The sequence below is a fragment of the Kitasatospora sp. NPDC049285 genome, from assembly GCF_040678815.1.
Lineage (GTDB): Bacteria > Actinomycetota > Actinomycetes > Streptomycetales > Streptomycetaceae > Kitasatospora.
This window is the reverse complement of sequence record NZ_JBFAQR010000027.1, coordinates 40,314-65,022: the sequence shown is the minus strand read 5'-3', so window position 1 is coordinate 65,022 and position 24,709 is coordinate 40,314. Positions and strand designations below refer to the sequence as shown.

Genomic DNA, 24,709 nt, shown 5'->3' with positions numbered 1-24,709 from the left:
GGAACACCTAATCGAGGATGGTGTAGCGCTGTGAATCAGCGTACCCGGATCACGGGCTCCAGGTGCAACAGCACCCGGCCGATGTCGTGCGGCACATCGCCGCTCCCGGCCTTCCACCTCAAGACTTCCCTGCTGAACGCTGCCCTGCAGCTGGTGGGGTTCATCTCCGCGCGCTACGCCCGATCGGGCTGGGCCCGCGTGGAACCGCTCGCGCTCCGAGTCGTCAGGAACGCGGGTCTCGCCGCGGCTGCCGAATGCAGCCGGCCCGGTGTGGGGGTGGAGATGACCTAGGCCGTCGGGGGCGGCGCCTCGTCCCGCTGACTCTCCTTGCCGGGAGGGTTGTGCGGTAAGGGCCGCCCGGGTGTCGACCGGGATTGCCGCCCGGTGAAGCACCCAGATCTTCCTCGCGAGTGACCGCCTTGCCGGGCCTGTCGACTCGATTTCATCGGTTCCCCAAGAACCACAGCCGACCCCAGCGGGGGCCTTCTGCGTGCCCTCGCCAACTTCGCGAAGACGAGGTCATGATGCAGCATCGTGCTGCCGTTTTCCACTTCGCCGTACCCGCGCGCCGTCGAAACCGCCCAATTTCAGACGAACGCCGTCTCTGCGACGGACCGTCAATCCGGCTTGTGCGCCGCCCAGTTGGCTCCGGGAGTGGCCGGTGACCGCGATCCCGGGGGCCCGGACCAGCAGGTCTGGGGTGTTGCCGCGCCAGCGCCCGAAGCCGTCCGCCTCCACCTTCCCCGCGCCGGACGGCGCGCCGATGGGCGCCGAGCGGGCGTTCTGGTGCCGGTTCCCGGCCGCCTGGCTGACCAGGTACACCGGAGACACGATCCGCACCGTCACCACCGTCGCCGACTACGCCCGGCGCAGCGGCTCGTGCTGGGCATCGAACGCTACCCTCGCCAGCGCCCTGGGGCTGCACGAGAAGACCGTGGCGGCAACGCTGCGGGAGGTCGAGGGCATCCTGGTGCTGGCCGACCAGCCCTCCCCCAACGGCACGCTCGGCCGGCGGGCCCGGCCGGTCGGCGAGGACGAGCTCGCGGTGACCATCTCCTCGCTCGCCCGCAACGCCCTGTCCGGCCACCGGTTCAAGGTCTACTGCGCGATCTCGCTGCGCTCTGACCTGGGGCTGAGCGCCTCGGCGTCCGCGCTGGCGCAGGCCTGCGGGATGAGCGCGGAGGCGTGCCGGACGATCGCCCGGGACCTGGTGGCTGACGGCTGGGTGTCCCGGGACGCCCCGGTGGGCCGGGCCCCGAAGTACGACGTGCACCCGGCCCCAGTGGCCGGTGCGGCGGCGCAGCTCGCCCTGTTCGCGCAGCCCAGGCAGTCGGCCCGGCCCGAAGGCGTGCCCGGGCTCGAGGGCGACGTCGCCGACCCGGCCGACGTGGTCTGCGAGGGCCAGCTGGCGCTGTTCGGGGAGGGCTCCGAGGAGCTGCTGACCCCCCTCGTTCCGGCTCCCGTGACCCCCCTGCTCTCGCTTCCGCAGGCCCCCCTCGTCGCGGCTCCACAAACAGGCCACCTACAACAAGCTCACTTCAACAAGCCGAGCGCCGTAGATGGTTGCTTCTCCCGCGTAGCGGACACGTTGGTGACGCGCGACGCACATGCGCGCGAGGACGTGCCCGCCGGACGCGGCCCGGTGGATGCCTTCGGCCGCCCGCTTCGCGGGGACAAGCAAGCATCTCGAGTCGGCACGGGAACGAAGGCAGGCAACCGGTCCGGCCAGCAGTCCGGGGTCCGGCTGCTGCGCTGGGACATCGGTCTGGATGTTGACCTGCGGGTTGCTCTCCAGCCAGCTGAGGATCTGCTGCGGCGGGTGACCAGCACCTCCACCCGGGAGTTCCTCGCCGGCCACGTCCGCGCCGCCCTGGGGAACATCTCCCGTTGGACCGGTGCCGCCCACGCACCCACCGCGCTGGCAGAGCGCCTGACCTGGCGGCTCAAGCGCCAGGGCGGCAGCGCCCTGGTCGACGACCCGATCGGCTGGATGCTGCGCCGCGGCCTGCCCCAGGGCCAGTCCTGCTCGAACCAGGCGTGCGACGACGGCATCCGCCTTGACTCCGGGGCGGACTGTGTGACCTGCGAGCTGCGGGTGGAGGACCGGCGTACGACCCGGGCCGCCGTGGCCGGCCAGGTCCTGGCCGAGATGCCCGACGCCACCGACTGCGAGCTTCAGGCCGAGCGCGAGCGGCGCCTGCACGACCTGGCGATGCGCCGGTCCGAGGCCCTGGCCTCCGCCGAGCGCGAGGCCGAGCAACGCCGCCTGCGCTACGAAGCCGAGCGCGACGAGCGAGAGGCCCGGGAGGCAGCTGCCGAGGCGGCCCGCCTGGCCGTGGCGTGCGAGGACTGCCAGGCCCCGCAGTCGGCGGGGCTGTGCCTGCGCTGCAGCAGCCGCCGGGGCACTCGCGTGGCCATGGTGGAGACGGTCAACTTCAATCTCGCGATGACCACCCTGACCTGCTGGGACGACGTGCGGGCCGTGGTCGACCGGGTCAACGCGGAGATCACCGGGGAGCTGGTCGCCGCCCGCAACCCCGAGGCGGACCGCGACATGATCGCGGCCTCCGACCGGGTCAACGCCGAGACCTACCGCGACCGAGCCCACCACCGCGCGCTGCAGCACTGGGCCCGCTCCGCCGCCGCCTGCGAGGAAGCCGAGCTGGCGAGCGCGGCCGAGCTGCGCCGCGCCCACCGGTACGAGACCCGCTCGGACGCCGAGAAGGCCGCGTTCGAAGCCGGGGAGCGCGCCCGGCTGGCCGCCGCCCGTGAACTGCTCGAGCAGCAGCTGCGGTTCGTCCGCTCGCTGCGCCGGCCTCGCCCGAACCCCGCCACGCCCTCCGTGCGCGCCTACCGCCGAGACTTCCAGGAGTGCTCATGACCAGCAACGACGCCCCGGCCGGGCCGGCGGCGGCAACGGCCACCACGTTCACCGAACGGCTGAACAGCTTTGAGGCCTGCCCGGCGCCGGGAAGCCCGCAGGCTCCGGCCATGCCCTGCAAGGACTGCGGCTCACCAGCACCGGCCGACCGCTGCGCCGCGTGCGCCGGCCGCCGGACCGCCCGCGAGGTCATGGCCGATGTCGTCGACTACCACCTCGCTATGGCGGACCTGGAGACCTGGGAGGACGTGCGGGCCGTCGTCGCCCGGGTCAACGCCGAGCTGGGCGAGGCGATGAATGCGGCCCGCAACCCCGGGCAGGACCGGGAGATGGCCGCCTTCTCCGACCGGCTCACCGTCGAAGTCCTGCGCGACCGGGCGGAGGCCCTCGCCGAGCAACACTTCACCCAGCTCACCGGGCGTCCGCAACGGGCCCGGCGGCACTCCGACGACAACCCGCCGCCGCGCGCCAGCCGGGGAGCCAGCGACTACCTGGACCAGCTCCTCGCCCGCCGCGCCGACGGCGAGACCCTGCTGGACCGTCGCCTCGCCCACGCCCGGCTCCTGCGTTGGGCGGCCGGCCGCGGGCCAGCGCGATGAAAGCGCTGGTCGGCGCGCAGGGAATCGGCCGACAGGACGCGATCCGGCCGCAGCCGGTGAAGGCCTCACGCGCCCCGGTAGCACCTGCAACACTGAGCGTGACATCGCCTGTGCGGCGGGGGAACCTCCAAGGGAGCGAGCGCAGTTGAGCCTCACCCAGCACGACCTCAAAGCCACCTACGACCCGGAGGACGGACGTTCCTGGGCCAACTTCGTCCTTACACGGAGCCCGGCTCGGACATCGTCACCACCGGCCTGCACCCCGAGACCAGGATCGAACACACCAGCCCGTACGCGCAGGAGTGGGTGCACCGCCTGCGCCGCTCCACCCCCAACGCCCTGCACGCCCTCCTGGTCACCAACCAGGAGATGCCGAGGCTGTTCGACGCCTGTGTGGCGGAGAACCCGGACAGCTCCTCCGCCGTCGGCGGGACCGGCTGCACCTGCCGGCGCACCCTCACCGACCCGGAGTTCGGCACGCCCGTGGTCGCCGAGCACTACCGCACCGTCAGCGGCAGCACCGACCGGTGGACCTACCAAACCCTCTCCCCCGTCAGCCTGCGCGACGGCGAGAGCGTCACCGCACTGGTCATCGACCGCGGCACCTTCTGGGCCAGGACCAGCCGCGACGTCCTGTCCCTCCTCCCCCAGCACCGTGCTAACGAGTACAACGTCGGCTACAGCGGCGGAGGCCCCCGGGCGCTCGCCGCCTACATCCAGCAGCTGGCGGACTCCGACGGCAAGGACACCGCGGCGCTGCGCCCGGGCGGCGGAAACCCCGGCCCGGGCCTCCTCGAGTTCACCGCGAGCGAAGCCGCCGCACGCCAACAGGAGCTGTCCCTCGATCAGCTGAAGACCATCGCCCGGTCCTGACCGGCCACCACCGCCCCGAGACCGCGGGGCGGTGACCGAGCACCACGTCAACCAACCGCACCACGGAGAGGAGCAGCGGTGGAGGCTCAGTTGTTCGGCTACCAGGTACTGCCCGGCGTGGCCCTGGACCTTCCGGCCACCGCGAAGGCGTCCCGGGTCCGCGCGGAGGAAGCGTTCGACCGCAGGCAGCTGTACGCCGCCGGCGGCCTGGCCGCGGTGTCCGGAATCCTCGTGCTGCTCGGGCAGTGGGCCAGCCAGGTCGCCTCGGCCGCGCTGATCTGCCTCGGCACGCTGGCGGTCTTCCTCGGCTGGATCTGGTACCGGCGCTCCCGAGTCCAGGCCGAGCGCACCCTCCTAAGCCAGCACCCCTGGCAGGTCTGGCCGTGCTACCTGCAGGCCCTGACCGCAGACGAAGCCCGATCGCTGCGGCACACCGCGCGCCCCGGTACGACCGCCTGCAGGGTTCGCCTGCTGGCGCCCGGCGGCGCTCCCGTCCGCTCGGGCCGGGTCAACATCCCCACCGACCTGTGGGATTCGATGACCGACGGGGTCGGCTCCCTCTGGGTGTGCGGCGACCTGCGCGACCCGTTCCTGGTCGCCGCTCCCGGCGGTACGGAGTGGACGCTCTGCCGACCCGACGGCGCGTACGCGGTGCACACCACCATCAGGCACTGAGCCCGACCGGCCAGGCAGCCGCACGACGAAACGGCCGGGTGCCCCACGTGAGAGTGGGGCACCTGGCCGTTCGCGTGAGCAGCGGCAGTCAGGCCGTACCGAAGCCGAAGCCGTCGGTGAAGTGCTCCTTGATCTTGCTCACGTCGTCAGCGATCCTTCGGAGCTCCCGCAGAACGGCGTTCACCTTGACGGCGATCCTGTTGGCCAGCCCCAGCACGTCCGCTACGGCCGTCCAGCACTCCCCTGCCTGATGCAGAGCCTTGCGCCAGCCGGTCCGGGCCCCGTCGGTCCCCGCCTTCTTCTTCGCCATGTTCCCCCCAGGGGTCCACTGCACGGCACCCTCGCGGAGACCGTGCTCGACACCGCGACGGATCGACGCGGCACCGCTAGAACGACCGACATCCGCGCCGGTTACGGACGACGCCGACCGGCCCGCGGCGGCCAGCCAGAACGAGACGGCAGACGCAGATCCGGGCCGGGCCGCCGACCCGGAACACCAGCACCGGCCGACCGTGCCCGATTGTCTGACCGCCAGTCACTTCGGTCGCTGTGCGCGAGGTTCACGCCCGTCTCCCGAACCGGCGGGTGCCCAGGAACTGGCACACTGGCGATCATGAATCAACCCACCCGACGGCCTCTCTGGCATCCCTTCTCCGAGCCGGCCGCCCACACCCCCTCGCCGGACGGCCGGGCCAGGATGCTCGCCGCCGAGCGGACTCCGTTCCTGGAACCGACCTTCGTCCAGGACTCCCCCGAGCTGAGCCAGGCCAGTAGCGCCCGGCGTCGACTCGGTCCCGGCGGCATCGCCGAGGCCGAGCCAGTCTCGCAAGCACCGCAGCTCTGACCTCGCCGGGGCCGTTGATGCACCATCGCGCGGGCGGCCAGGCCACTCCCCCAGAGCTTCCGCCCGTAGGACGACTACCCGGCAGGCGGCACCCCAGATCCCCGGTCCGCTCCCGCCGCCTCACTCGGAGCGGATACCGTCAAGAGGACAGGCCCGGCCCGGTGCCGGGCACGCCGACAGCGAGGGAGTGGTGGGGATGAGCGCCCAGCACGCCGAACACCACGGGGGTGGCCGCTTCGGGCTGCCGCCGATGGACACCGTCCAGGAACTGCGCGCCGCGCTCCGGGCCGGCCACGGCTTCCCCGGCGACGCCGAGAGGCTCGACGCCGAGCTCGCCGAACAGCTGCTGCGCCGGGTGCCGGTCGACCAGGTCGCCGAGGTCCACGAGCTGGGCACCGTCGTCGACCTGGTCACCGTCGCGGAGATCCTCGCCGCATACCGGGGCCGGGTGCACCTGGCCGCCGACCCCGAGGCCACCGCTGCCGCCGATGAGGTCGTCGCCGAGCTGCTGGCCCGGCAGGGCGCAGAGTGAGCCACCCCGATCAGCCCGGTGGCGAGGTGATCGCCGCCATCACCGACCGAGCCGCCCAGCGCGCCAAAGAACTCGGTGCTGACGGGGTCCTGGAACTCCTGCGCCGCGAGCTGGAGCACCAGCCGCGCCTGGGCCGGCTGATCCGCACGGTTACCGAAGGCGGCCACCAGGTCGAGCTGTACTCCACCCGGATCGAGGCCGACCCGGCGTCCGGCCGCCCGGCCGTCAACGTCGTGCACGCCTACTCCCCCGCCCCGCCGTGGCCGCCGACGGTACGCATCGCCGCCATCGTTCCCGAAGACCCGCCCCGCCCCGAACTCTGACCGGTCCGAATCGCCCCTGGCAGCCGCGGCGGCAAGGCCTCGCTCGTACGCGGGGCGCCGTGCCCCGGCGGCCGGGTCCGATCCACCCGGTCGTCCGGGCGACTACTTCTCCGGCCACACGCTCTTCAACACGACCGTCTGGTGCACCCCCGCGTCGAGCATGGCCCGGGTTCGGTGCTGGCCGTTGACGAAGCCGCCGACACCGTCCGGCGTGATCGCCGAGTCCAACCCGAACAGCGAGTCCAGTGCCTGACGCTGCCAGCGATCCATACCGGCGTCGACAGCTCGCCGAACTGCGAAACCCGCCATGTCCCTGGCCTCGACACCGGCCGCGACGCCCTCGGCGAGGACCGCGACCGCGAACTCGCTGACCACCCGCCAGTCCCCCTGGTGGTACCAGCAGCAGCCCCGGCCAGCGAGCGACCGCGCGAGTCGGCGCCACCACGGGACCGGCGGCGAGGACCCGTCCGGCATGCACTCCGGTGCGCGGAACGGGTGCGGCTCACCGAGCCGGGAGACCTCCAGCACCTCGAAGCGCAGCTCAGGCTCCGGCTCTGGCTCGCGTGGGATGTACCCCTCGCCTCGCTCCCCGTCGACCAGTCCCCCGACCAGCCGTGCCATCTGCTCGAAGGTGACCGGCCACCACTGCGGCTGGCGCAGCCGGTACTGCTCGGTTTCGGCGAACTCCACCAGCTCGAACTCCGACTGCCCCCAGTCGAGCTCATCACCGAGCAGCTGCCGCTGCACCCACAGCGGCGGCAGCACCTCGCCCGGGCACAGCTGCTCCCACACCGCCTCGGCGTACTGCTCCGCACCGGTCGTCAGCGTCATCCCCTCGGTGAGGGTCTGCGTCACCACCACCACCGGCCGCCGGCCCGCGGCGGTGAACAGCTGCAGCCGGAAGGACCACCCGGGCCGGTCCGCGAAGGGGCGGAACATGTGCTCGTCCACGGTGCGCTCCCGCTGAGCCCCGAGCGAGAACGCCGCCGGCTCCGAGCCGCTCGCCCCCAGCCGGGCGAGAGAGAGATCGTCATCAGCCATCCCCCGATCTTGCCGTCCCCGTTCAGCGGGGGCGGAGGGAACGCGCATGTTCCCTTCCCAGGCCGGGCTGCCGGGCCCGGCTCGCGCTGGCGGTACGAGCGGGCCCGGAGGGTATCCACCCGGAGCAGCTCCCCAATTGGGGAGCGGGCAAGAGCTCCCCAATTGGGGAGCTCTTCGGGGCCTTTCCCCCCATCGCTGTCCGTTATGGGAGGATGCGACAGCCGTGCCAGGGCAGAGGGGTGCGGTCCCAGCTGTCAGGAGGCCGTTTCCGGTGCTGCTCACCGACGTACAGGACATCCCACCGCACCCGAATTCCCACATCGCCGCGACCGGCAAGGGCGGCGTCGGCAAGTCGACCGTCACGGCACACCTGGCTGGTCACTCGGCGGCCCAGGGCATCCCCACCTTGCTGGTCTGTGTGACTGGCCAGGAGGACGACGACCTCGGCATCGTCAAGCACGGCCGGGGCGACCACCCCGACGGAGAGTCCGTCCTCGAAGGCGAGGGACTCTACCGGGCGATCCACGACAAGGCCCCGCTGCGCCCGATCCGGAACGTGCGCCCGAACCTCGACGTGGTCCCTGGTGGCGAGGCCGTCGGCCGGATCCAGTCGCTCCTGACGATGCGGCAGATGCAGGAAGGGATCGGCGTCATGCAGTCCCTCGCCTACAGCCTCTCCCTCGTCGGGCACCGCTATGGAGCGGTCTACCTCGACAGCGCACCCGAGAACGACATCCTCGAGCAGCTGGCCCTGGCAGCGGTGCGCCGCCTCTGGATCCCCACCCGTTCTGACGATTCGTCAATAAAGGGCATCAAGCGCATCGCCGCGAACTTCCACGCGGTACGCAGCCGGGGCGTCAACCCCCATCTGGAGGTCGGCGCAGCCTTCCTCTACGGGTCGAACCCGAGCGCCACCAGCCTGCACACCATGGTCCGCAACGAGGTCCGGGAGATCCTCGGACAGGACACCCCCGTCCTCAGCACGGTTGTCGGCTACCGCGAGAAGCCGGCCGTCCTCGCCCGCAAGAAGGGGCTGCTGTTCGACGAGTATGCCGAGCTGCTGCCCAGCAGCCCCAAGAGCTACGACGTTGCCGCGGGCCGCGCGAAGGAAGAGGACGTCGTCCCGGAAGCGATCGAGAAGCTCGCCAAGGACATGAAGAACCTGACCACCGAGATCTTCGAAGCAGCACGGAAGGCGGACGGCTGATGGGCCTGTTCGACAAGCAGCCGGACCAGGAGACCTCCCGAGGGCTGCTCGACCCCGTGCTGCCTCACCAGGCCACCGCCGGGCAGGTAGTCGTCCAGCCGCTCCCGGGCACCGCGATCGACCAGATCCCGGCCCCATACAAGCCGCTGGGCACCGGTGAGCTCACACCCAAGGAGGCAGCCGATCTGGAGGCCTGCGAAGCGGGAATCCAGAACCTGCAGAACGCCTTCTGGATCGCGGGCAAGTCCCTGGACACAATCAAGGAAGCCGAGCTTCACCGCGAGAAGCACACCAGCTTCGCCGCCTACGTCGTGGACCGGTGGGACATCTCCGAGTCCCAAGCCCACCGGCTGGTCGACGCCTGGAGGCTTGGGGAGCGGATTGCCAAACTCGGTCTCAAGCCGCGCGAGTCGCAGGTCCGCGAGATCGTCGCCGTCTCCAAGGACAAGGGCATGGAGACAGCCGTCGCCCTCTACGACGCTGCCGTAGAGACCTACGGCAAGGTAACCGCGCAGATCCTGAAGGACCTGGTGACTGCCTTGCCCGAGGGCCCGATGCCCTCCCCGCGGGTAGCCCAGTTCGTGCGGGAGGAGAAGACCCGGCAGGACAGCGAACCGAAGATCGAGGTCATCACCACGGCTTCACCCGCCAGCTCCCCAATTGGGGAGTCGCAGCGTCCAGCAGACGACGTCGGCGCCACCACCGCCGGTCTCCCGGAGGCTGAGGTGGCCAGCGGCGGCGCGACCGGTACCGGGCCCAGCGGGCACTCCGGTGAAGTCCCCACTGCGGACGGGGCAGCGTCGGACCGCCGATTTCCGGCTGCCGAGGAGAGTGCCCCCGCGGACAACAGCATCGAGAAGACCCTCGGAGCCGTCCTCAACCTCCTCCAGGCCGCTGAAACCGAGCTGGTCGGCGTGCAGGAGCAGGACCCGGTCAGCCGAAGCGACAAGGCCAACCAGCTGATCGCCGAGATCGAGGGGCGAGCTTCCCTCATCGCGCAGGCCGCCAAGCAGCTCAACAGCTGACGTGCCCGAGCCGAAGGCCCGACCGGCCGGTCGGGCCTTCGGCGTGCCGGGAGGAACTCGACAAGGGCGCCCGCCTTTCCCGGCAGGTGATCACTCGGGTTTCGATGGTTCCCGCATAACGGCTTCAGCCGAATATCCACCACGTTCTGTACCAGAGCGGTGGCATTAAGTACTCGAATGGCCCGCGCGAGCGGCTGTCCGGCTGGCCAGCGGTTATGTCCCTCGCACAGGGTCCGAGGCCCGTGACACAGTGACCTCTTGAGTAACAAGAGCAAGGGGGAGCCGTGGCGCGACCGGTCCTGACCAGAATTCACTGGATGCTGATCGTCATCGTGGCGATCGGCGCCATCCTCATCGCCCTGATCGGCCTCGGCGGCAGCTACCTCGCCGTCCGCGACGTCGCCTTTCAGAAGGGGATGGGCGACTTCTCCAAGGTCTTCCCCATCGGCGTGGACGTCGGCATCATCATCCTGCTCACCCTGGACCTAGTCCTGGCCTGGCTGCGTATCCCGTTCGCCCCCCTGCGGCCGACCGCGTGGCTCTTCACCGCCGCGACGATTGCTTTCAACGCCTCCGCTTCCTGGCCCGACCCGATCGGTGTCGGGATGCACGCGGTCATCCCGGTCACCTTCATCGTCATCAGCGAAGCCGGCAGACACGCGGTCGCCCGGATTGCGAAGCTCGACTCGAACCGCGCCATGGAGAAGCTGCGCACACTGCGCTGGTTCCTGGCACCGCGGCAGACCTGGACGATCTGGCGGGACATGTACCTCTGGGAGGTGACCCGGGTGGAGGACGCACTGCTGCGCAAGCAGGCGATCCTCGCCTACAAGGTCCTGCTGAGGGACGCCCCGGTCGGCCCGGACGGGCGCCTCCCCGCAGCTGCCACCCTGCCTCTCGAGCTTGCCGCGACGGGAGTGCCGATCGAGCTGACCTACGCGATCGGACTCAAGGCGGCCGGAGTCGACAGCACGCCGTTGGACCTGATCTTCTCTCGCCGCCCGGCCCTCGACACCGACCAGCCGGAGCTCACGGTGACACCCGTCCCGCGAACGCGATCCGCGAACGCTGCGCAGCGCCGGGAGCTGACCGGAGCGGAGGGAGAGATACCGCCCGGCGGCGCGGCCGAGCTGATGCCGACGGCCACTGAGACGCCCGCCCTTGCGGAAGCGCCTGCCGACCCGGAGCCCCCGGCTCGACCCGCAAACGATCATCTTGCGTATGCGGAAGCCCGCCTTGCGGCCCTTGCGGGTGCGGACGCGAGCGAGCCGGAGCCGGTGGCCGAACCGCAAGATGCCTATGCGTATTCGCAGGTCAGCAGCCTTGCGGGGACTTTTGCGGGATCCGGCGGTGAGGCCGGTGGCCGTGCGGGCGCCAGTGAGCGGCCGGCATCCGCCTTTGCGTACGCGGCTTCGGACGAGCTGGACACCCGCATGGCGTTTGCGGGGCAGCGCACCCCGGAGCCGGTGCGAGCAGTAGCTGCGCCCCAGCGGACCGCCCGCGGCTCGGCCGACCTGCTGAACGGCGTCGTGCCGGGCGGGGGCACCTCGCCCGCGCAGGGCGACGACACGCCGAAGGTCGTGATCCCGGAGGTCTGGGTCACAGCCTTCAGTGCCTGGGTGGAGCAGTACGAGCGATACCCGTCGGAGGAAGAGCTGGCCGACTACCTCTACAACCTGCCGGAGAAGGAGCGCGTACGGGCCCGGGGAGCGGACCGCCCTGTCAGCAAGCGCAGCGTCGAGCGGTACTACGGCGACCTGAAGAAGATGTTTCCGCTCGCGGACCAGCCGCAGCTGGAACTGGAAGGCGCCGGGCGCTGATCCGACAGCGACACGGCGAAGGCCCGGCACCCGAGGTGCCGGGCCTCCTTGCTGACCGGCAACGGCAGTCCCGCCGTCGAACGCCGTCCGCCCAGGTCCGGTCGGTCTGACTGGGCGGAGTGTCAGCCCGCCAGCGCCGAGACCACGAGCGTGCCGACGATGAGCCCCGGCCCGAAGGCGACCTCCGCCCGGCGGCCACCGGCACGGGCCGCCTGCACCAGGGCCTGCAGGAAGCCGAACACGAACTGTGCCAAAACGCCCCAGTACAGCGTCGCCCAGCCCTGCGCCGCCAGCAGGGCCACCAGGCCGGGCGCGAGCTTCACATCGCCCAGCCCCAGCAGGCCGAACAACGCGGCCAGGAACAGCAACCCGCCGACCAGCACGACGGCGACGGCGGGACGCAGCAGTACCTGCCACCCGGAGCCAGTCAGCGCCTGCCCGGCGAGGAGCAGCGCGACGCCCGCGCCGGTCGCGCCGGTGAGGAGGTTCGGCAGCCGCTGCACCTGCAGGTCGATCAGCAGCATCGCGCTGCCGAGTACGGCCACCCACAGCTGCGCGGCGAGCAGCCAGCCGCCCGCTCCGGCCGCGACGATGCCCCAGACTGCGGCGGCGGTGAGCACCTCCGGGAGCAGCGCGGCGGGGCCGATCCGCACAGGCTCGCTGCTCCCGCCCGGGCCCGGTGCCACCGCGACCGCTACCTCCGGCGCTGCGGTGGCGGGGGAGCAGGTGCGGCAGCGGCGCATCACCAGGTCGGCGAAGGCGCCCCAGCCGGCGCCGAGCACCGGGCTCCCGCAGTGCGGGCAGGAACGGCGCCAGGCGTCCTCGACGCAGAAGGCGAAGACGAGCGGCCTCACCACGAGGGCGCCGACCGCAAGACCCAGTAGGGCGGCGACGGCCAGGAGGGCGGGGGAGTGGGGCATCGGAAGGGCCTTCGTTCGCTCTGGTGCGGGAACGTGAAGGCCCGGCCGGTGGGGTCCGGCCGGGCCTTCACGGGGTTCAGCGCAGCTGGGCGCTCGCGCCGCGGCTGGCAGTGAGCCGCTGGATCAGCTGTTCGGTCTCATCCTGGAGCATGCCGTCGAAGCCCCAGTCGGTGGTCATCTGGCGGACCTGGGCGACGACCTCCCGCACCCCGGCTGGGTTGCCCGCCCGGTGCTCGACGCGCATCCAGTCCCGGTAGAGGACTTCGGCGGTCGGCTCGACGTCCAGGCCGACCGCGACGGCGTTGCGGGCGGCGTCGATGTCCAGGACCTCGTCCTGGATGCGGAGCGTGGCGACGGTGTGCGCGACGTCGACGATCTTGCCGATCATCGTCTGCACGAGCGGTGCTGCCCAGGTGTGGGCCCCGGCGCCGCCGAACGGCCGGCCGCGGACCAAGGAGAGCGCGGCCTCCAGGTCGAGGACCCCGGCCGGGCCGTGCGGCAGGCCGCGCTGCGCCAAGTGCAGGAAGTTGGCGTAGTCGCAGGACACCTCCTCCGACAGGGCGTACTGGTCGACCCCCTTCGGCTTGGGCCGCAGGTACGGCTCTCCGGCGGAGTCGACTCCGAGCCGGCGGCGGAGGCGCGACATGTAGGTGTCCATCGTCGATGTCGTCCACGGCGACACCGGGTCCATGTGGTTGGCGATCGACCCGTAGTCGCGGTCCGACTTGAAGATCAGCAGGGCTGCGAGCAGGACCAGGGTCGGCGGGATTGGGGCATCGCCGATCCCGGTGATGCGCAGCGGCCCGAGGACCTGCACCTGGGGTGCCGCACCGTCGGCCGCGGTGGGGACCTCGCCTTCGCGGACCACGCTGACCCGCGGCTGCGGCTTCGTGGGGCGCAGCTCCTGCGGAGCCTCCTGGGCCTGGAGTGCGGGGGGCTCGGTGATGTTCTCGGCGGGCGGCTGCTCCTGCTCCTCCGCGTTCTCCTCGTGGTTCTCGGCGTCAGCACGCGCCGGGGCTTCGGTGGACTCGACAGGCAGCGTCTTCTCCTCTTCCTCGTCGTCGGCCCCGGCCAAGCCGTCCGTCTGCCCGGCTTCGCTGGGGGCGGCGAGGAGGGACAGGTGGCCCTTCGCGCTGCCGCGGTTCTTCTGCAGGGACAAGGCGGAGGGTCCGAACACCTTGCGGTCGGGGTCGGGCACCTGGGCCCAGGCGCCTTCGGCCGGGACGGCGGGCTCGGTGGTGGTGGCCATGGCGCCAGTCAGCTGCCGGTAGGCGTCGTCGGTGACGCGCTGGAGTACGACCTCGGCGTCGAGGGACTCCAGCATCTGCGTCTCGGCCACCAGGTCGGTGTCCAGGACCTCGGCGTCCGGGAACAGCTCGCGGGCGCCACCGGCGGCGGCCATCACGACCGCGACCTGCACACCAGCGGGTACCTTGCCCAGCACGTCGGCGAAGGCGTACAGCTCGTCGGCGGCCGGGGCGGTGGGGCAGACCACCATCCAGGGCTGCGGGTCGTCCCCGTCCTCGTGTTCGGCCTGGTGCACCTCGATGAGTACGCGGGCCAGGTCGGCGGTGGCGGTGGCCAGCTGAGGCACCGACATGATCCGGCACTGGGGCAGGAGCTGCTGCAGCTCCTGCCCGAAGCCCACGGTCATGATCTCGATGTGGTCGGCCCACAGCGCGGTGCCGGCCTCCATCGCGATGCCGCGGGCGACCTCGCGGACGTTCCGCTCGTCGCCGTCCAGGAGCAGCACCCGGCTGTGGGTCAGGTTGGAGAGCAGTAGCGCGCCGTCCTCGGCGGTGCCGATCGTGGCGAGGCACGGGTAGGGAGCCGGGACGGTACGGGCCTGGTCGGCGTCCAGCAGTACGGCGCGGTCGCCGCGCACGCCCCACCAGCCGCCGGGCCGGTCACCGAACGGGGCCAGCGCCTCGGCATCGGCGTCCTCGACGAGGATCTCCACGCGGTCCTGCTGCACCCTCGCGCCGATGATCTGCGGCAGCTCCTGCGGGTGCTGGTGGGCCAGGGTGCGCAGCGAGCGGTCGAGCAGGTCGACCAGGACGGGGGAGGAAGTGCGGTCCAGCACGACCTCGGCCTGGCTGGTCTCCTCGGGCATCGCGATCTGCTCACCCGGACGCCGTTCGCGTTGCTGCGCGCGGCGTCGCAGTGCGAGGACGCCAAGGGCTCCCGCGCCAAGCAGTGCGGCGATTCCGCCGATGCCCTGCTGGACGGAGATCGGTGCCTGGCTCTCGCCGTGCTCCGCGGGGGTGGCGGCAGGGGCCTGGGTGGTGGCCGCGGCGGCCGGGGCGCTCTGCGGCGGTGCGGCGGGCTGACTGGCCGGGGCTTTGGTCGCCGGAGCTTCGGTGACTGTCGGGGCGGCGCTGCTGGGGGCGGGGGAGGGCTGCGCCGGGGCGGGGGATGGGGCCGTCTCGGTCGGCGCCGGTGCGGCCGGTGTCGGAGCGGGGGTCGCCTCGGCCGGAGCCGGGGCCACCGGTGCGGGTGCGGTCGCGGCGGGCCCGGGAATCACGATGACGTCGCCCGGGAAGAGCTTGTCGGGGTTGGTCAGGGTGCGTCCGCCGGGCTGGACCGTGTCCTTGGTGGCCTCCAGCAGCTGGGGGTAGTCGTCGGCATCGCCGAGTTCCCTCTCCGCGATCGCGGAGAGGGTGTCGCCCTCCGCGACGGTCACCGTGTGCTGCCCGCTCGCGCCGGTTCCGGAACCGGCCGCAGCCGGGGCGGAGCCGGGCAGGCCGGTGGCGTCGGCGGGCATCAGCAGCTCCCAACCGGCCCGGACGATCCCCGCTTCCGTCATCCGGCCGCCGTCGGGCTGCAGACGGCCCTTGTTGAGCTCGAAGATCTCGCTGTACCGGCTGCCGCTGCCCAGGTGCTTCTCGGCGATGTCCCACAGCGTCTCGTGGTGGCTGCCGCCTGAGGCCTGCACCGTGTACACCGGTCCGGACTGGCCCGGGGCGGCGCTTGGCGCGGCCTGCTGGGCGGCGGGGGCCGAAGCCGGGACCGCCGCGGCGACCACCGCGTTCTGGTGGACGCCCTGCTGCGCGGGCACGGTCGCGGCGGAGGCCTGCCCGACGGTGAGCGCGCCGGCGCTGACGAGCAGCATGGTGGTGACCAACTTCCGGGCCAGGGCCTGGCTGCCGCCGGCCGCCGGGAGCCGGACGTGGAGGTCGACCCCCGACAGGGCCGAGCGGACCTCCACCACCACGCAGACCGCGAACTGGAGCCAGAGCAGCCACACGATGACCGCCAGGGTGCAGATCATCGTGCTGGTGCTCACCGACGAGGTGAGCACCTCCAAGTCCGGCACCTTCGTGGGCAGCGGCCACCCGACCCCGACGACCAGGGCGTAGGGGATGCCGGCCAGGATGGCGGCGAGCAGCACACCCGCGAGCAGCGCCCGGGCCACGTCCCCCACCGTGCGCGAGCGGACACCCGTCGGCGCGTCGATCCTTGTCTTCGCCATCTGGCCTTCCTAGTTCGGTACTGCTGCCGTCGCCGGGCTCTACCCGGTGACGATCGTCTGGATCTCCCGCACGGTCACGTTCTGGGGAGCACCGCCCGTCACCCCGTTCGGCAACGGGTTCGCCGGCGCCCCGTACGGGTTGGTGGACGGAGTCCACGTCACCCGCCAGGTCACCTGAGCGGTGAGCGGGTAGGTCGAACCCCTGCTGGAGCGCTGGTAGGTGACGTTGCACGCCGCCCCGGCGGAGTCGACCTGGTAACCGCCGCCGACCTTCTGGAACTCGTACGTGCAGGAGGCGGGGCTGGCGTCGTTGGTGCCGGCGTCGATCCGCAGGCTGACCGGGACCGCCAGGGTGGACGCTGCGACGCGGACCCCGGAGTAGTTCAGGGAGGCGGTGACCGTCACCGGCTGGATCGGTGAATCGAACTTGATGTACGTCGGCAGGTTGACGGTCTGCATGTCGGGCTTCGGGGACAGCTCGACCTGCGGCGGGGGCAGCTTCGTCGCCCCGTATGCGATCCTCGACAGCATCAGCGGAGTGACGGCGAGCATCCCCGCTGGCGGGTTGCCGGTGGGCACCCACACGATGCCCGGCGGCTGGTCACATGCCGTGGTGTTCGGCAGTTCCCACACCTTCTTGGTCTTGACCATCCCCCACCAGCGGCCGTCCTGGCCGCGGTGGAAGTCCTGATCCGCCTTCAACTGGTCGTACTGCTTCTTCGCCTCGGCGCCCATCGCGCCGGACAGGCCGGCCAGCAGCTGCTGGAAGGCGGCGTCGAACTCATCCGGGGTGTACTGCGGCTCGTACCAGCAGGCCGGGGGGTCGTAGTTCGCCCCGACCGAGGTGAGGTGCTTGCCCTCCTGGCCGGAGGCGCTGATCTCGACCTCGACGTGCGACTCGATCGCGCCGACCGACGGGGTGCTGCCCCAGCCGGTGCCGCGGTCGGCATGCGCGGTTCCTGCGGCAGCCGCCGTCACGACGAGCGCGACGGCGACGGCTCCGACGGACTTGATCAGGCTGCGCTCTGGCACCGCGTCGATCCCTTCTCGGCGACCGGGGAGGCCACCCGCCACACGCCCTTGTCGGCCGCCAGCTCCATCCCCATCGTCCAGTCGGTGAAGTCGTTGACGGACGGCGTGGTGGTCAGGACCTTCCCGCTGGCCTTCTCCTTCGCGTAGCTCTTGGACTGGTCCTCGCAGTACGCCACCACGGCCTTGCCCGTCTCCTTCACCTCCACGGTCAGCGCGTAGTACCGGTCGTTGCCGGTCACGGTCTGCCCGCGAGAGGTGAGCTGGTCGATGGCCTGCTTCATGTAGCCACCGGCCGTGCCGGTGAAGGCGTAGACCATCCCGGGGGTGTTGATGTCGCCGACCGCCTGGGCCTCGTTGAACGCCTTGAGGGCGTAGGCGAGGTCGGCGGCGACCTTGTCCTTGGTGGCGTCACCGCTGGGCTTGAACTGAGTGTCGACTGTGAGGTCGGCGGGCAGCTTGATCTCCGGAGCACCGGCGGCCTGCGTGAGCGTCGGGCTCGGGCTCGGCGACGAGGTGGTCGGGGCGGCGCTCTGCACGCCGGAGATGTCACCGGCGGACTTCGACCCGCCAGAGGTACAGCCGGCCAGGACGGCGACGGACAGCGCGGCTGCCGCTGCGCCCGAGATGGTGCGCAGCGGCTGGCGGTGCGTGCGGTTGGTGGTGGTCATGGTGATCTCCCGTCCCCTGTGGTCCTTGTGACTAGGGGTCATTGTTCCTGTACGGCTTGGGCGGTGGCGTTGCCCCACACGGTGACGTCGCCGTTGCCCATGGCGAGCAGCAACGGCGTGTAGGTGAGCCGGACCCTGACGCTGACGGTGTTGCCGCTGACCTGGGTGCACCCGGAGCTGTCCGCGTCGGCGCCGCTGAAGCCGGTGGCGCGGACGTAGGCCCGAACGTTGGAGGTGCAGGTGGTGGCGTCCACGGTGACGGTTCCCTGGTTGCGCAGGGCGTCGGTGGAGATGTGGTTGGCGGCGTAGCGGGCGGCCTGCTCGGCGGCGTCGGCCGCCAGTTCCCGCTGGTGGATGGCCCGGCCGGTGTCCACGATGAACCCGGCGATGACCACGAACAGGACGGCGGCCATCAGCAGGGCGAGCGCGCCGGAGCCCCGATCGCTGTGTTCGCGCAGTCGGCGCAGGCGCTCGGCGAGGCGGGTGCGGCCGGTCACTGCGCCACCCTGCGGTAGACGTCCAGCGGCGCGGCGGCCGTGGCACTGATGTCGCGGACTGTGGAGCCCAGCATCGCCAGGCCCCTGACCTCGCAGCTCACGGTGATGGTGAACAGCCCTCCCGGTTCGAAGTTGCCGCCGGCGTTGACCTTGATCCGGCCGTCCACACAGGTACGGCCGGCGTCGGCTTCGGCGCTGTGGGTCGCGGCGCTCACGGCCGACTGGTAGTCCCGCTGCAGCGCTCCGGCGCGGGCCGCGTCCCTGGCGGTGCCGTCCAGGGTGGAGCGGGCGTGGGTGATCTGCCCGAAGGTGATCAGGAAGAGGATCAGCAGCATCAGAACGGGAGCGATGATCACCAGCTCGAGAGCGGAGATCCCGGCATCGCCGCGCCACCGCAGCAGGCCGCGCCTCGCCGCGGTGGCCGGGGAGGCCGCAGGCTCGCAGAGTGGGGGAGCAGGCTCTTGGTCAGCCGCCATCGGGGATGAACCTCTCCACCGGGCCGACGGATCGGCTCGTGATCTTCAGGTGCAGGAACGGCACCACGGAGACGACGTCGGCGTTGACGACGACGCCCACCTGGTTGCCCTCGTCGACCACGTGCACGTCCGGGCCGTCGACCATCGCGGGCCCGAGGTCACGGATGCGCTGCTCGGTGGTGGCCCGGGCCTGTCCCTGCCACCCGGCCGGGTCGCCGTCGGCCGTGGCCCGGGCCTTGCGGGCGCCAGCCTGGGCTGCGGCGTCGGTGACCTGGAGCGCGAAGAAGTACATGCCGTACTGGACCAGGGCGAAGATGAGGATGACCAGCAGCGGTGTCAGGCCGAGGAACTCCATCGTGGAAGCCCCCCGGTCGTCCCGCAGGCGCTCCCGCAGACGGGTGCTGAGCCGGGCCGTTGGCCGTGGCACTGGTGTCCCCCTTCTCGTCTTCGTCCTGGTCCAGTCCGGTGTCGCGCCGGTGCTACTTGCAGCCGCCGGCCTGGGTGGTGTCGGAGGTGGTGATGCAGGTGGTGGTCTGGGTCGTCTTGGTGTTGACGGCGGCCAGGACACCCACGGACACCGCGACGACCAGCAGGAGGCCCAGGACCATGTAGCCCAGGAACTCCAGGGAGCTGGCGCCCCGCTCGGCGCCGCGGCCCTGGGCGGCGGCCAGGCGGCGGCCGAGCCAGGTCGACGGCTTCTCGGCGGCGACGGTTGCGACGGTGGTGTTCGACATTGCGGTTCCCCTCGTTCGGTGAAGCTGGGTCTAGATGTGGCGGATGGTCAGAGAGAGACCAGGCGTGAGTACGCCGGGTAGCCAAGGAAGATCAAAAAGCCGAAGCAGAGCAGCATCTGGGCGACCGTCATCGACTGACCGGCCGCCCCGGCCTTGCTGTGCAGCCGGGCCAGCTCCCGCTTGCGCAGGGTGTCGGCACGCGCCTTCAGCGAGTCCCGCACCCGCGCCCCGTCGGCGGCCACCAGCCTCAAGGTGGACGTCAGGTCGACCAGGTCCGGCAGGTTGACCTCCTCGCCGAGCCGCCCCGGGGCCGCCCAGTACGCCACGCGCTGCAGCCGCGCCTCGTCCAGGGCCCGGCGGATCCGCAGCATCGGCGGGGCATCGGACACCTCGGACGATGACTTCAAGGCCTCCGGCAGACCGGCGCCACCGGCCAGGTTCAGGTGCACCAGCGTCAGGTAGACGCTGATGATCCGCTGGAACTCCAGCCGCGCCTTCGCCGCCTCGGTCGCGATCTCTGCGTCCGGCAGGAAGAAGCAGCCCAGGACGGCCAGCAGGGTCAGCCACAGCGGCGACAACGCGCTGTCGGTCACGCCGAGCAGCCACAGCGCCGCCGCAAGCAGCGGGCCGACGACCAGCCCGGCCGCCGAGAACAGCAGCTTCTGTGCCATGAAGGCGTCCGTGCTGCGCTCGAGCAGCGCCAGGTTGGCCCGCTGGCTCGCGGGGGTCCAGCCCTGGGAGGCGAAGAAGGCGCTCATCCGGGGTCCGGCCAGCTTCGTGAGCCGGCCGTGCACGGATACCACCGACGCCCGCGGGGAGAGCGGGCCCGCGACCGGGGCGGGCGCTGTGCTGCGCAGGGCGTCGATCCGTGCCACCACCGTCGCCGCGCGGGGACGGCCGGGCAGCAGCGCCCGCACCAGCAGGTACAGGCCCAGCCCGCACGCCGCGCCGGTGAGCATGGTCAGGATCATCGGTTCTCCCCTCGGACGAGCAGCCGGGCTGGCGGCGGGAGCACCGAGAGCTTGCGAAGCCAGAGCATCGCCCCGCCGAAGAACACCGCCACCACCGCGAGCACCGCCTGGCCCTGCAGGGTCCGGTACGGAGCCACGAACCCGGGGTTGAACAGGGCCATCCCGAGCGGGAAGACGATGATGATGCCGGTCACGATCTGGATGCTGCGCCGGGTCCCGGCCCGTTCGGCCATGACCTTGCGGCGCATGTCCGCCTCGTCGCGGGCGGTCTCCGCCAGCGCGGTCAGGACGTCGCGGAAGCCGGGGCCGCGCTGCCGGGCGTTGTCCTTGAGCGCGATGATGACCATGTCGGCGCTGCCGTCGCCGAGGCTCTCGGCGAAGGCGTCCAGTGACTCCGCCATGGGCCGCCTGGCGCGCAGCAGGTCAACGAGCATGTTCAGGTGGGGCTTGAGGCTGGCCGCGGCTGCCTCGGTGCTCGACTGGATGGCCTGCTCCAGGCCGACTGAGCCGGCCATGGTGTCGCGCAGGGACTCGATCCACCCGGCCAGGGCTTCCATCTGCTCCACGCCTTGGCGCTCCGCGCGGGCACCGCCGAACAGCTTCCCGCTGAACGCCACGATGAGCGCGGCCCCCACGGCGGCCACCGGCCACTGGGTGATGACGAGGGTGGCGACGGCCGCCGCCCCGGCTGCCGCGCCGCGGCGGCGCGCGAAGGCCGACAGCCGCTCCAGGCGGCTGGGGCCCGAGGCCGGACGGCGGGGCATGCCGACGATGGAGGCGATGAGCAGGGCGAGGCCGCCGCCGGCGAGCAGGCCGCAGCCCAGGGCGGCCAGCTGCAGCGGGGAGAAGGCGGTCACGTTCACACCCACACCGGCCCGGGGACGTAGTCGAACTCGGCCAGGTCGTCCAGGCAGCTGATCGGGGCTGCGGCCGTCAGCTGTCCGTCCGGGCCCAGCTTGAAGACCTCGCTGGAGGACACCCGGCCGCCGTCGAACCCGTTCACCTCCCGGATGGAGGCGATCCGGCGGCGCTTCTCCCCGGTGTAGGGGTCGCGGACCTTGGCGATGAAGACCACGAAGTGCAGCGCCGACGCCATCAGCATGTGGGTCGCCTCGATCGGCAGGCGCTCCGCGGCTTCCAGCGCGTAGGTGGCGATGCGGTTGAAGACCTCGGCAGAGCTGTTGGCGTGGATCGTCGACAGCGAGCCGTCGGTGCCCTGGCTCATCGCCTTCAGCATCTGGATGGCCTCGCCGCCCAGCACCTCGCCGACGATCACACGGTCGGCGTCGTGGCGCAGCGAGCGCTCCAGCAGCTTGCCCTGGGAGATGGCGCCTTCGCCCTCGGTGTTGGCCAGCCGCTCCTCCAGCACGAGGATGTCGGGGTGGAGGTCCTCGTACTCGTCCAGACCGAGTTCGAGCGAGCGCTCGATCGTGATGATCCGCTCCTCCCGCGGGATCTCGTTCGCCAGGGCCCGCAAGAGCGTGGTCTTGCCCGCGTCGGTGGCGCCCGCGACGACGATGTTCTTGCGGGCCTTGACCGCCGCGCGCAAGAACTGGGCAGCGTCCTCGGGCACAGTGCCGTTCGCCTGGAGCTCGTGGAGGAAGACCTTGCCGAGGCTCGAGCGGCGGATGCTGAGCGCGGGCTGCCGGTCGCCGGTCATCGTGGGATGAATAGCGGCCAGCCGCTCGCCGCCGGGCATGCGGATGTCCAGCAGCGGATCGGTCTGGCTCCAGGAACGCGAGTTGACGCCCGCGTAGACCGCGAGCTGCTCCACCAGCTGCACCAGCTCGGCGCTGCTGCCCACCAGCGGCGGGACCTCGTCCTTCTTGCCCCCGGTGTACTTGACGAAGACCCGCCCGCCCTGGATGTTGATGTTCTCCACATCCGGGTTGTCCAGCAGGGGCTGCAGAGGACCGGCGCTGTACTGGGCGGCGTGCACCGCGCGCACCAGGCGCTCCTCCTCCTCCCGGGACGGCAGCTCCCTGCCCTGGGCCATCGCCTCCTCGAGGTACTCCCTCATCACGTCGGCGATCACGGAGTGCGCGTACTGGCGCTCGTCTTCCAGCGGCATCGTCGCGGCGATCACACCGCTCCGGCGCTGCTCACTGAGCCGCTTGCCGAAGCGGGTGTGCAGCTCCCGTACCAGTTGGTGGTCCAACTGCTGCTCCATCAGCGGATCTCCTGTCGGACGGTGGTGGCGGGCGCGGCGTCGGGCGAGGCGGTGGACTGGCGGCCGAGGCCGTACCGGTCGCCGAGGGTGGCGGCGAGGACCCGGGTGGAGCGCAGCAAGTGGGAACGTGCGACGTTGCCGCCCTTGCGGCCGGCCACCTGGGCGGCGCCGGATGGGTCTTCGTCGATCAGACCGAGGACGTCGGCGGGGATCCGCGCGTTGGCCAGCAGTTGGCGCAGCCCCCCCGCGGCGGGGACCTGCTCCTTGCGAGGGGCGACGAGCACGACGCCGACCGGCGGCCCGACGGTGCCGTTGGGGCTCAGCCGTGCGGTGACGGCGGCGGCGCGGTCGCGGACGGCGGCCAGGTCCTCCGCCTCGGTGCGGGCGATCAGCAGGACGACGGATGCCGCGGGGAGCAGCTCCAGCGTGGGGGAGTTGGGCCCGATGCGGCCGAGGTCGGCGACGACGTCGATGTCCGACAGGGCGGCGAGGGTGCGGCCGAGCTGCGGCCACAGGCCCGTCCAGGCCGTTGCCTGTTCGGCGGTGGCCAGGCCGAGCAGGACTTCCTGCCCTCCCTGGAGTCGCTGGGTGTGCTCCCAGACGGTGGAGGGGCTGAGGCCGCGACGGGCGGCCAGGCCGAGCGAGCTCATGCCGGTGCCGGGGTCCAGGGTTTCTCCGGACTCCGCGATCGGGCGGCGGTAGACGAGGTCGCCTCCCCACTCCCCGGCCTCGGCGTACAGGCTGCGGCGCGGCCAGACCGCGGCGAGGGCGAGCGCGGTAGTGCTGGTGCCGGGTGCGTTCTTGGGGGACGCGATGGCGATCAGGGCCATGGGTGTCGTCCTCTTACTGGGGGGCGGAGAGCAGCACCAATGCGACCTCGCCGGCGGAGGACGCCTGGGCGATGGCCCCGGACTTGTCGGTGGGCACCAGGACGGACAGCGACAGGCTGGTGCTGGCGGCGCTGTCGTTCTTGAACACCTGCCGCACGGTGCCGGAGGCGAGTTCGGCACCCGGGCCGGGCGTGCCGGGGGTGGCGGTGGCGGTGCCGGTCGGCAGCTTCGCGGCGTCCCTCCCGACCCACATCACGCGGACCTTGTCGCCGTCGCGAAGCCCTGGCGGGAACTGACCCGCCTTCAGGGCGAGTCCGACCACGGCCTGGTCGGTGGAGACACCGGTCTTCTGGGTCAGCATGTCGCCGGTGAGCAGGGTGCCCTTGGCTACCTCCGAGGCGGTGAAGAGCTGCCCGAGCTGCTGGCGCTGGTCCCAGCGCACGAAGTTGACCGGGGTGTCGGCGGCCACCTGGATCTCCTCGATCGCCGTCTCCGGGATGTGCTGGCCGGGGGCGACCCGCTCGGTGATCTTCACGGCGGACACCTTCTCGCCGGCCTTCTGGACGAGCACCGTCGCACCGAGGCCGCCCGCGAGAATCAGCAGGGCGGCCAGGACGGCCAGACCCGGGCGGCGCTCGCGTCCGACGGCCGGAAGCCGGCCGCCCCCCGAGGGCTGCCGCTGCTCCGGCGCGGTGCGCGGTGCCGGAGGATTAGCCGCCTCCGGCTTCGACTTCGTGGAATCCCTCAGAGCCATTCCTGCCCCAACCGCATCGTGCTGGCGTGATTTCTGATTTGACGTCAACAAGTCAAATTCCGGGGGCTTTACTACCGGCACCCCCCACCGGAGCGGACCTCGTCCGCCAGGGCCCTGAGCAGCCGTTGGATCGGCCGCTTCGGGCCCACGAATGCCTAACGCGACATGATCGCCCCCCGTTACCCACGCCCTGGGCCCGCGAAACCGTAAATGTTCTGGTCATCCGGTGTGCAGGTATGACCAAACCACTCTGGTGTCGTTGCGTCACAGAGCGTCCGAGCAGTCACAATACGAAAGTTTCAGCCAGATGCCCACACCAATTCGGCCGTGGCGATCCTGCCGTCGGCATATTCACACGCAAATTC

Annotated in this window: 25 protein-coding genes; 10 read left to right on the top strand and 15 right to left on the bottom strand. The window is 71.6% G+C overall.

From position 1 onward, the window contains the following. Nucleotides 1–661: 661 nt before the first annotated feature. The 4 genes from AB0K51_RS19100 (at nucleotide 662) to AB0K51_RS19085 (ending at nucleotide 5,028) form a co-directional block, all read left to right on the top strand. Complete coding sequence (locus AB0K51_RS19100) at nucleotides 662–2,881, top strand: helix-turn-helix domain-containing protein (RefSeq protein WP_363456527.1); 2,220 nt, start codon at nucleotides 662–664, stop codon at nucleotides 2,879–2,881. After that, entirely contained in the window at nucleotides 2,878–3,480 is a 603-nt protein-coding gene (locus AB0K51_RS19095) for a hypothetical protein (protein WP_363456524.1), read from the top strand. The genes AB0K51_RS19100 and AB0K51_RS19095 overlap by 4 nt, the downstream gene beginning before the upstream one ends. Nucleotides 3,481–3,786: 306 nt before the next feature. Further along, nucleotides 3,787–4,353: a hypothetical protein gene (locus AB0K51_RS19090; RefSeq protein WP_363456521.1), complete on the top strand. Its 567-nt coding sequence runs from the start codon at nucleotides 3,787–3,789 to the stop codon at nucleotides 4,351–4,353. A 78-nt stretch (nucleotides 4,354–4,431) separates the two neighbouring features. Continuing rightward, nucleotides 4,432–5,028: a hypothetical protein gene (locus AB0K51_RS19085; RefSeq protein WP_363456519.1), complete on the top strand. Its 597-nt coding sequence runs from the start codon at nucleotides 4,432–4,434 to the stop codon at nucleotides 5,026–5,028. Between the two features lie 88 nt (nucleotides 5,029–5,116). On the opposite strand, the gene AB0K51_RS19080 is transcribed toward AB0K51_RS19085, so the two are convergent. Then, the gene (locus tag AB0K51_RS19080; RefSeq protein ID WP_363456516.1) at nucleotides 5,117–5,338 is read right to left on the bottom strand and encodes a hypothetical protein; all 222 of its coding nucleotides are present in this window, start codon (nucleotides 5,336–5,338) and stop codon (nucleotides 5,117–5,119) included. 303 nt (nucleotides 5,339–5,641) lie between these two features. Here AB0K51_RS19080 and AB0K51_RS19075 point away from each other — a divergent pair, with 303 nt between their 5' ends. The 3 genes from AB0K51_RS19075 to AB0K51_RS19065 all read left to right on the top strand — a co-directional run bounded on the left by AB0K51_RS19075 (nucleotide 5,642) and on the right by AB0K51_RS19065 (nucleotide 6,727). Continuing rightward, a complete protein-coding gene (locus AB0K51_RS19075; protein ID WP_363456513.1) occupies nucleotides 5,642–5,872 on the top strand; it encodes a hypothetical protein in 231 nt (76 codons plus the stop codon). A 196-nt stretch (nucleotides 5,873–6,068) separates the two neighbouring features. Next, on the top strand, nucleotides 6,069–6,404 hold the full coding sequence (locus AB0K51_RS19070; RefSeq protein ID WP_363456510.1) for a hypothetical protein: 336 nt from the start codon (nucleotides 6,069–6,071) through the stop codon (nucleotides 6,402–6,404). Further along, nucleotides 6,401–6,727, top strand: coding sequence for a hypothetical protein (locus tag AB0K51_RS19065; protein ID WP_363456507.1), 327 nt, complete (start codon nucleotides 6,401–6,403; stop codon nucleotides 6,725–6,727). Before AB0K51_RS19070 ends, AB0K51_RS19065 begins: the two co-directional genes overlap by 4 nt. 102 nt (nucleotides 6,728–6,829) lie before the next feature. Here AB0K51_RS19065 and AB0K51_RS19060 read toward each other — a convergent pair whose 3' ends face one another. After that, nucleotides 6,830–7,768 (bottom strand): hypothetical protein, encoded by a 939-nt coding sequence (locus AB0K51_RS19060; RefSeq protein WP_363456504.1) that lies wholly within the window; start codon nucleotides 7,766–7,768, stop codon nucleotides 6,830–6,832. A gap of 271 nt (nucleotides 7,769–8,039) precedes the next feature. Between AB0K51_RS19060 and AB0K51_RS19055 the strand changes: the two genes are divergently transcribed. The 3 genes from AB0K51_RS19055 to AB0K51_RS19045 all read left to right on the top strand — a co-directional run bounded on the left by AB0K51_RS19055 (nucleotide 8,040) and on the right by AB0K51_RS19045 (nucleotide 11,820). Then, entirely contained in the window at nucleotides 8,040–8,975 is a 936-nt protein-coding gene (locus AB0K51_RS19055; RefSeq protein WP_363456501.1) for a ParA family protein, read from the top strand. After that, entirely contained in the window at nucleotides 8,975–10,000 is a 1,026-nt protein-coding gene (locus AB0K51_RS19050) for a hypothetical protein (RefSeq protein ID WP_363456498.1), read from the top strand. Before AB0K51_RS19055 ends, AB0K51_RS19050 begins: the two co-directional genes overlap by 1 nt. A gap of 317 nt (nucleotides 10,001–10,317) precedes the next feature. Further along, a complete protein-coding gene (locus tag AB0K51_RS19045) occupies nucleotides 10,318–11,820 on the top strand; it encodes a DUF2637 domain-containing protein (RefSeq protein ID WP_363456496.1) in 1,503 nt (500 codons plus the stop codon). Between the two features lie 122 nt (nucleotides 11,821–11,942). Here the strand turns inward: AB0K51_RS19045 and AB0K51_RS19040 are convergent, their stop codons facing one another. From AB0K51_RS19040 to AB0K51_RS18980, 13 genes are all read right to left on the bottom strand, one after another. Next, nucleotides 11,943–12,740: a prepilin peptidase gene (locus AB0K51_RS19040; protein ID WP_363456493.1), complete on the bottom strand. Its 798-nt coding sequence runs from the start codon at nucleotides 12,738–12,740 to the stop codon at nucleotides 11,943–11,945. 76 nt (nucleotides 12,741–12,816) lie between these two features. Continuing rightward, nucleotides 12,817–16,212, bottom strand: coding sequence for a hypothetical protein (locus AB0K51_RS19035; RefSeq protein ID WP_363456490.1), 3,396 nt, complete (start codon nucleotides 16,210–16,212; stop codon nucleotides 12,817–12,819). 39 nt (nucleotides 16,213–16,251) lie between these two features. Then, nucleotides 16,252–17,244: a hypothetical protein gene (locus tag AB0K51_RS19030; RefSeq protein WP_363456487.1), complete on the bottom strand. Its 993-nt coding sequence runs from the start codon at nucleotides 17,242–17,244 to the stop codon at nucleotides 16,252–16,254. Continuing rightward, complete coding sequence (locus AB0K51_RS19025; protein ID WP_363456484.1) at nucleotides 17,226–17,912, bottom strand: hypothetical protein; 687 nt, start codon at nucleotides 17,910–17,912, stop codon at nucleotides 17,226–17,228. Before AB0K51_RS19025 ends, AB0K51_RS19030 begins: the two co-directional genes overlap by 19 nt. A gap of 38 nt (nucleotides 17,913–17,950) precedes the next feature. Then, on the bottom strand, nucleotides 17,951–18,409 hold the full coding sequence (locus AB0K51_RS19020) for a pilus assembly protein TadG-related protein (protein WP_363456482.1): 459 nt from the start codon (nucleotides 18,407–18,409) through the stop codon (nucleotides 17,951–17,953). Further along, nucleotides 18,406–18,885, bottom strand: coding sequence for a TadE family protein (locus AB0K51_RS19015; protein WP_363456479.1), 480 nt, complete (start codon nucleotides 18,883–18,885; stop codon nucleotides 18,406–18,408). Before AB0K51_RS19015 ends, AB0K51_RS19020 begins: the two co-directional genes overlap by 4 nt. After that, on the bottom strand, nucleotides 18,875–19,240 hold the full coding sequence (locus AB0K51_RS19010) for a TadE family protein (RefSeq protein WP_363456476.1): 366 nt from the start codon (nucleotides 19,238–19,240) through the stop codon (nucleotides 18,875–18,877). Before AB0K51_RS19010 ends, AB0K51_RS19015 begins: the two co-directional genes overlap by 11 nt. Before the next feature lie 124 nt (nucleotides 19,241–19,364). Further along, nucleotides 19,365–19,619: a hypothetical protein gene (locus tag AB0K51_RS19005; protein WP_363456473.1), complete on the bottom strand. Its 255-nt coding sequence runs from the start codon at nucleotides 19,617–19,619 to the stop codon at nucleotides 19,365–19,367. A 47-nt stretch (nucleotides 19,620–19,666) separates the two neighbouring features. Continuing rightward, entirely contained in the window at nucleotides 19,667–20,590 is a 924-nt protein-coding gene (locus tag AB0K51_RS19000) for a type II secretion system F family protein (RefSeq protein ID WP_363456470.1), read from the bottom strand. Continuing rightward, a complete protein-coding gene (locus AB0K51_RS18995; RefSeq protein WP_363456468.1) occupies nucleotides 20,587–21,447 on the bottom strand; it encodes a type II secretion system F family protein in 861 nt (286 codons plus the stop codon). The genes AB0K51_RS19000 and AB0K51_RS18995 overlap by 4 nt, the downstream gene beginning before the upstream one ends. 2 nt (nucleotides 21,448–21,449) lie before the next feature. Beyond that, on the bottom strand, nucleotides 21,450–22,760 hold the full coding sequence (locus AB0K51_RS18990) for an ATPase, T2SS/T4P/T4SS family (protein WP_363456465.1): 1,311 nt from the start codon (nucleotides 22,758–22,760) through the stop codon (nucleotides 21,450–21,452). Further along, nucleotides 22,760–23,590, bottom strand: a complete 831-nt coding sequence (locus tag AB0K51_RS18985; protein WP_363456462.1) for a hypothetical protein — start codon at nucleotides 23,588–23,590, stop codon at nucleotides 22,760–22,762. Before AB0K51_RS18985 ends, AB0K51_RS18990 begins: the two co-directional genes overlap by 1 nt. Nucleotides 23,591–23,603: 13 nt before the next feature. Next, on the bottom strand, nucleotides 23,604–24,344 hold the full coding sequence (locus AB0K51_RS18980; protein WP_363456459.1) for a hypothetical protein: 741 nt from the start codon (nucleotides 24,342–24,344) through the stop codon (nucleotides 23,604–23,606). Nucleotides 24,345–24,709 lie beyond the last annotated feature (365 nt).

What these genes read in the sequence shown, in the direction of transcription:
- AB0K51_RS19015 (WP_363456479.1), bottom strand. Translation starts at nt 18,885, where the DNA reads ATGGCGGCTGACCAAGAGCCTGCTCCCCCACTCTGCGAGCCTGCGGCC.
- AB0K51_RS19080 (WP_363456516.1), bottom strand. Translation starts at nt 5,338, where the DNA reads ATGGCGAAGAAGAAGGCGGGGACCGACGGGGCCCGGACCGGCTGGCGC.
- AB0K51_RS19070 (WP_363456510.1), top strand. Translation starts at nt 6,069, where the DNA reads ATGAGCGCCCAGCACGCCGAACACCACGGGGGTGGCCGCTTCGGGCTG.
- AB0K51_RS18980 (WP_363456459.1), bottom strand. Translation starts at nt 24,344, where the DNA reads ATGGCTCTGAGGGATTCCACGAAGTCGAAGCCGGAGGCGGCTAATCCT.
- AB0K51_RS19010 (WP_363456476.1), bottom strand. Translation starts at nt 19,240, where the DNA reads ATGGAGTTCCTCGGCCTGACACCGCTGCTGGTCATCCTCATCTTCGCC.
- AB0K51_RS19045 (WP_363456496.1), top strand. Translation starts at nt 10,318, where the DNA reads ATGCTGATCGTCATCGTGGCGATCGGCGCCATCCTCATCGCCCTGATC.
- AB0K51_RS19025 (WP_363456484.1), bottom strand. Translation starts at nt 17,912, where the DNA reads ATGACCACCACCAACCGCACGCACCGCCAGCCGCTGCGCACCATCTCG.
- AB0K51_RS19060 (WP_363456504.1), bottom strand. Translation starts at nt 7,768, where the DNA reads ATGGCTGATGACGATCTCTCTCTCGCCCGGCTGGGGGCGAGCGGCTCG.
- AB0K51_RS19000 (WP_363456470.1), bottom strand. Translation starts at nt 20,590, where the DNA reads ATGATCCTGACCATGCTCACCGGCGCGGCGTGCGGGCTGGGCCTGTAC.
- AB0K51_RS19035 (WP_363456490.1), bottom strand. Translation starts at nt 16,212, where the DNA reads ATGGCGAAGACAAGGATCGACGCGCCGACGGGTGTCCGCTCGCGCACG.
- AB0K51_RS18990 (WP_363456465.1), bottom strand. Translation starts at nt 22,760, where the DNA reads ATGGAGCAGCAGTTGGACCACCAACTGGTACGGGAGCTGCACACCCGC.
- AB0K51_RS19050 (WP_363456498.1), top strand. Translation starts at nt 8,975, where the DNA reads ATGGGCCTGTTCGACAAGCAGCCGGACCAGGAGACCTCCCGAGGGCTG.
- AB0K51_RS19075 (WP_363456513.1), top strand. Translation starts at nt 5,642, where the DNA reads ATGAATCAACCCACCCGACGGCCTCTCTGGCATCCCTTCTCCGAGCCG.
- AB0K51_RS19040 (WP_363456493.1), bottom strand. Translation starts at nt 12,740, where the DNA reads ATGCCCCACTCCCCCGCCCTCCTGGCCGTCGCCGCCCTACTGGGTCTT.
- AB0K51_RS19095 (WP_363456524.1), top strand. Translation starts at nt 2,878, where the DNA reads ATGACCAGCAACGACGCCCCGGCCGGGCCGGCGGCGGCAACGGCCACC.
- AB0K51_RS19005 (WP_363456473.1), bottom strand. Translation starts at nt 19,619, where the DNA reads ATGTCGAACACCACCGTCGCAACCGTCGCCGCCGAGAAGCCGTCGACC.
- AB0K51_RS18985 (WP_363456462.1), bottom strand. Translation starts at nt 23,590, where the DNA reads ATGGCCCTGATCGCCATCGCGTCCCCCAAGAACGCACCCGGCACCAGC.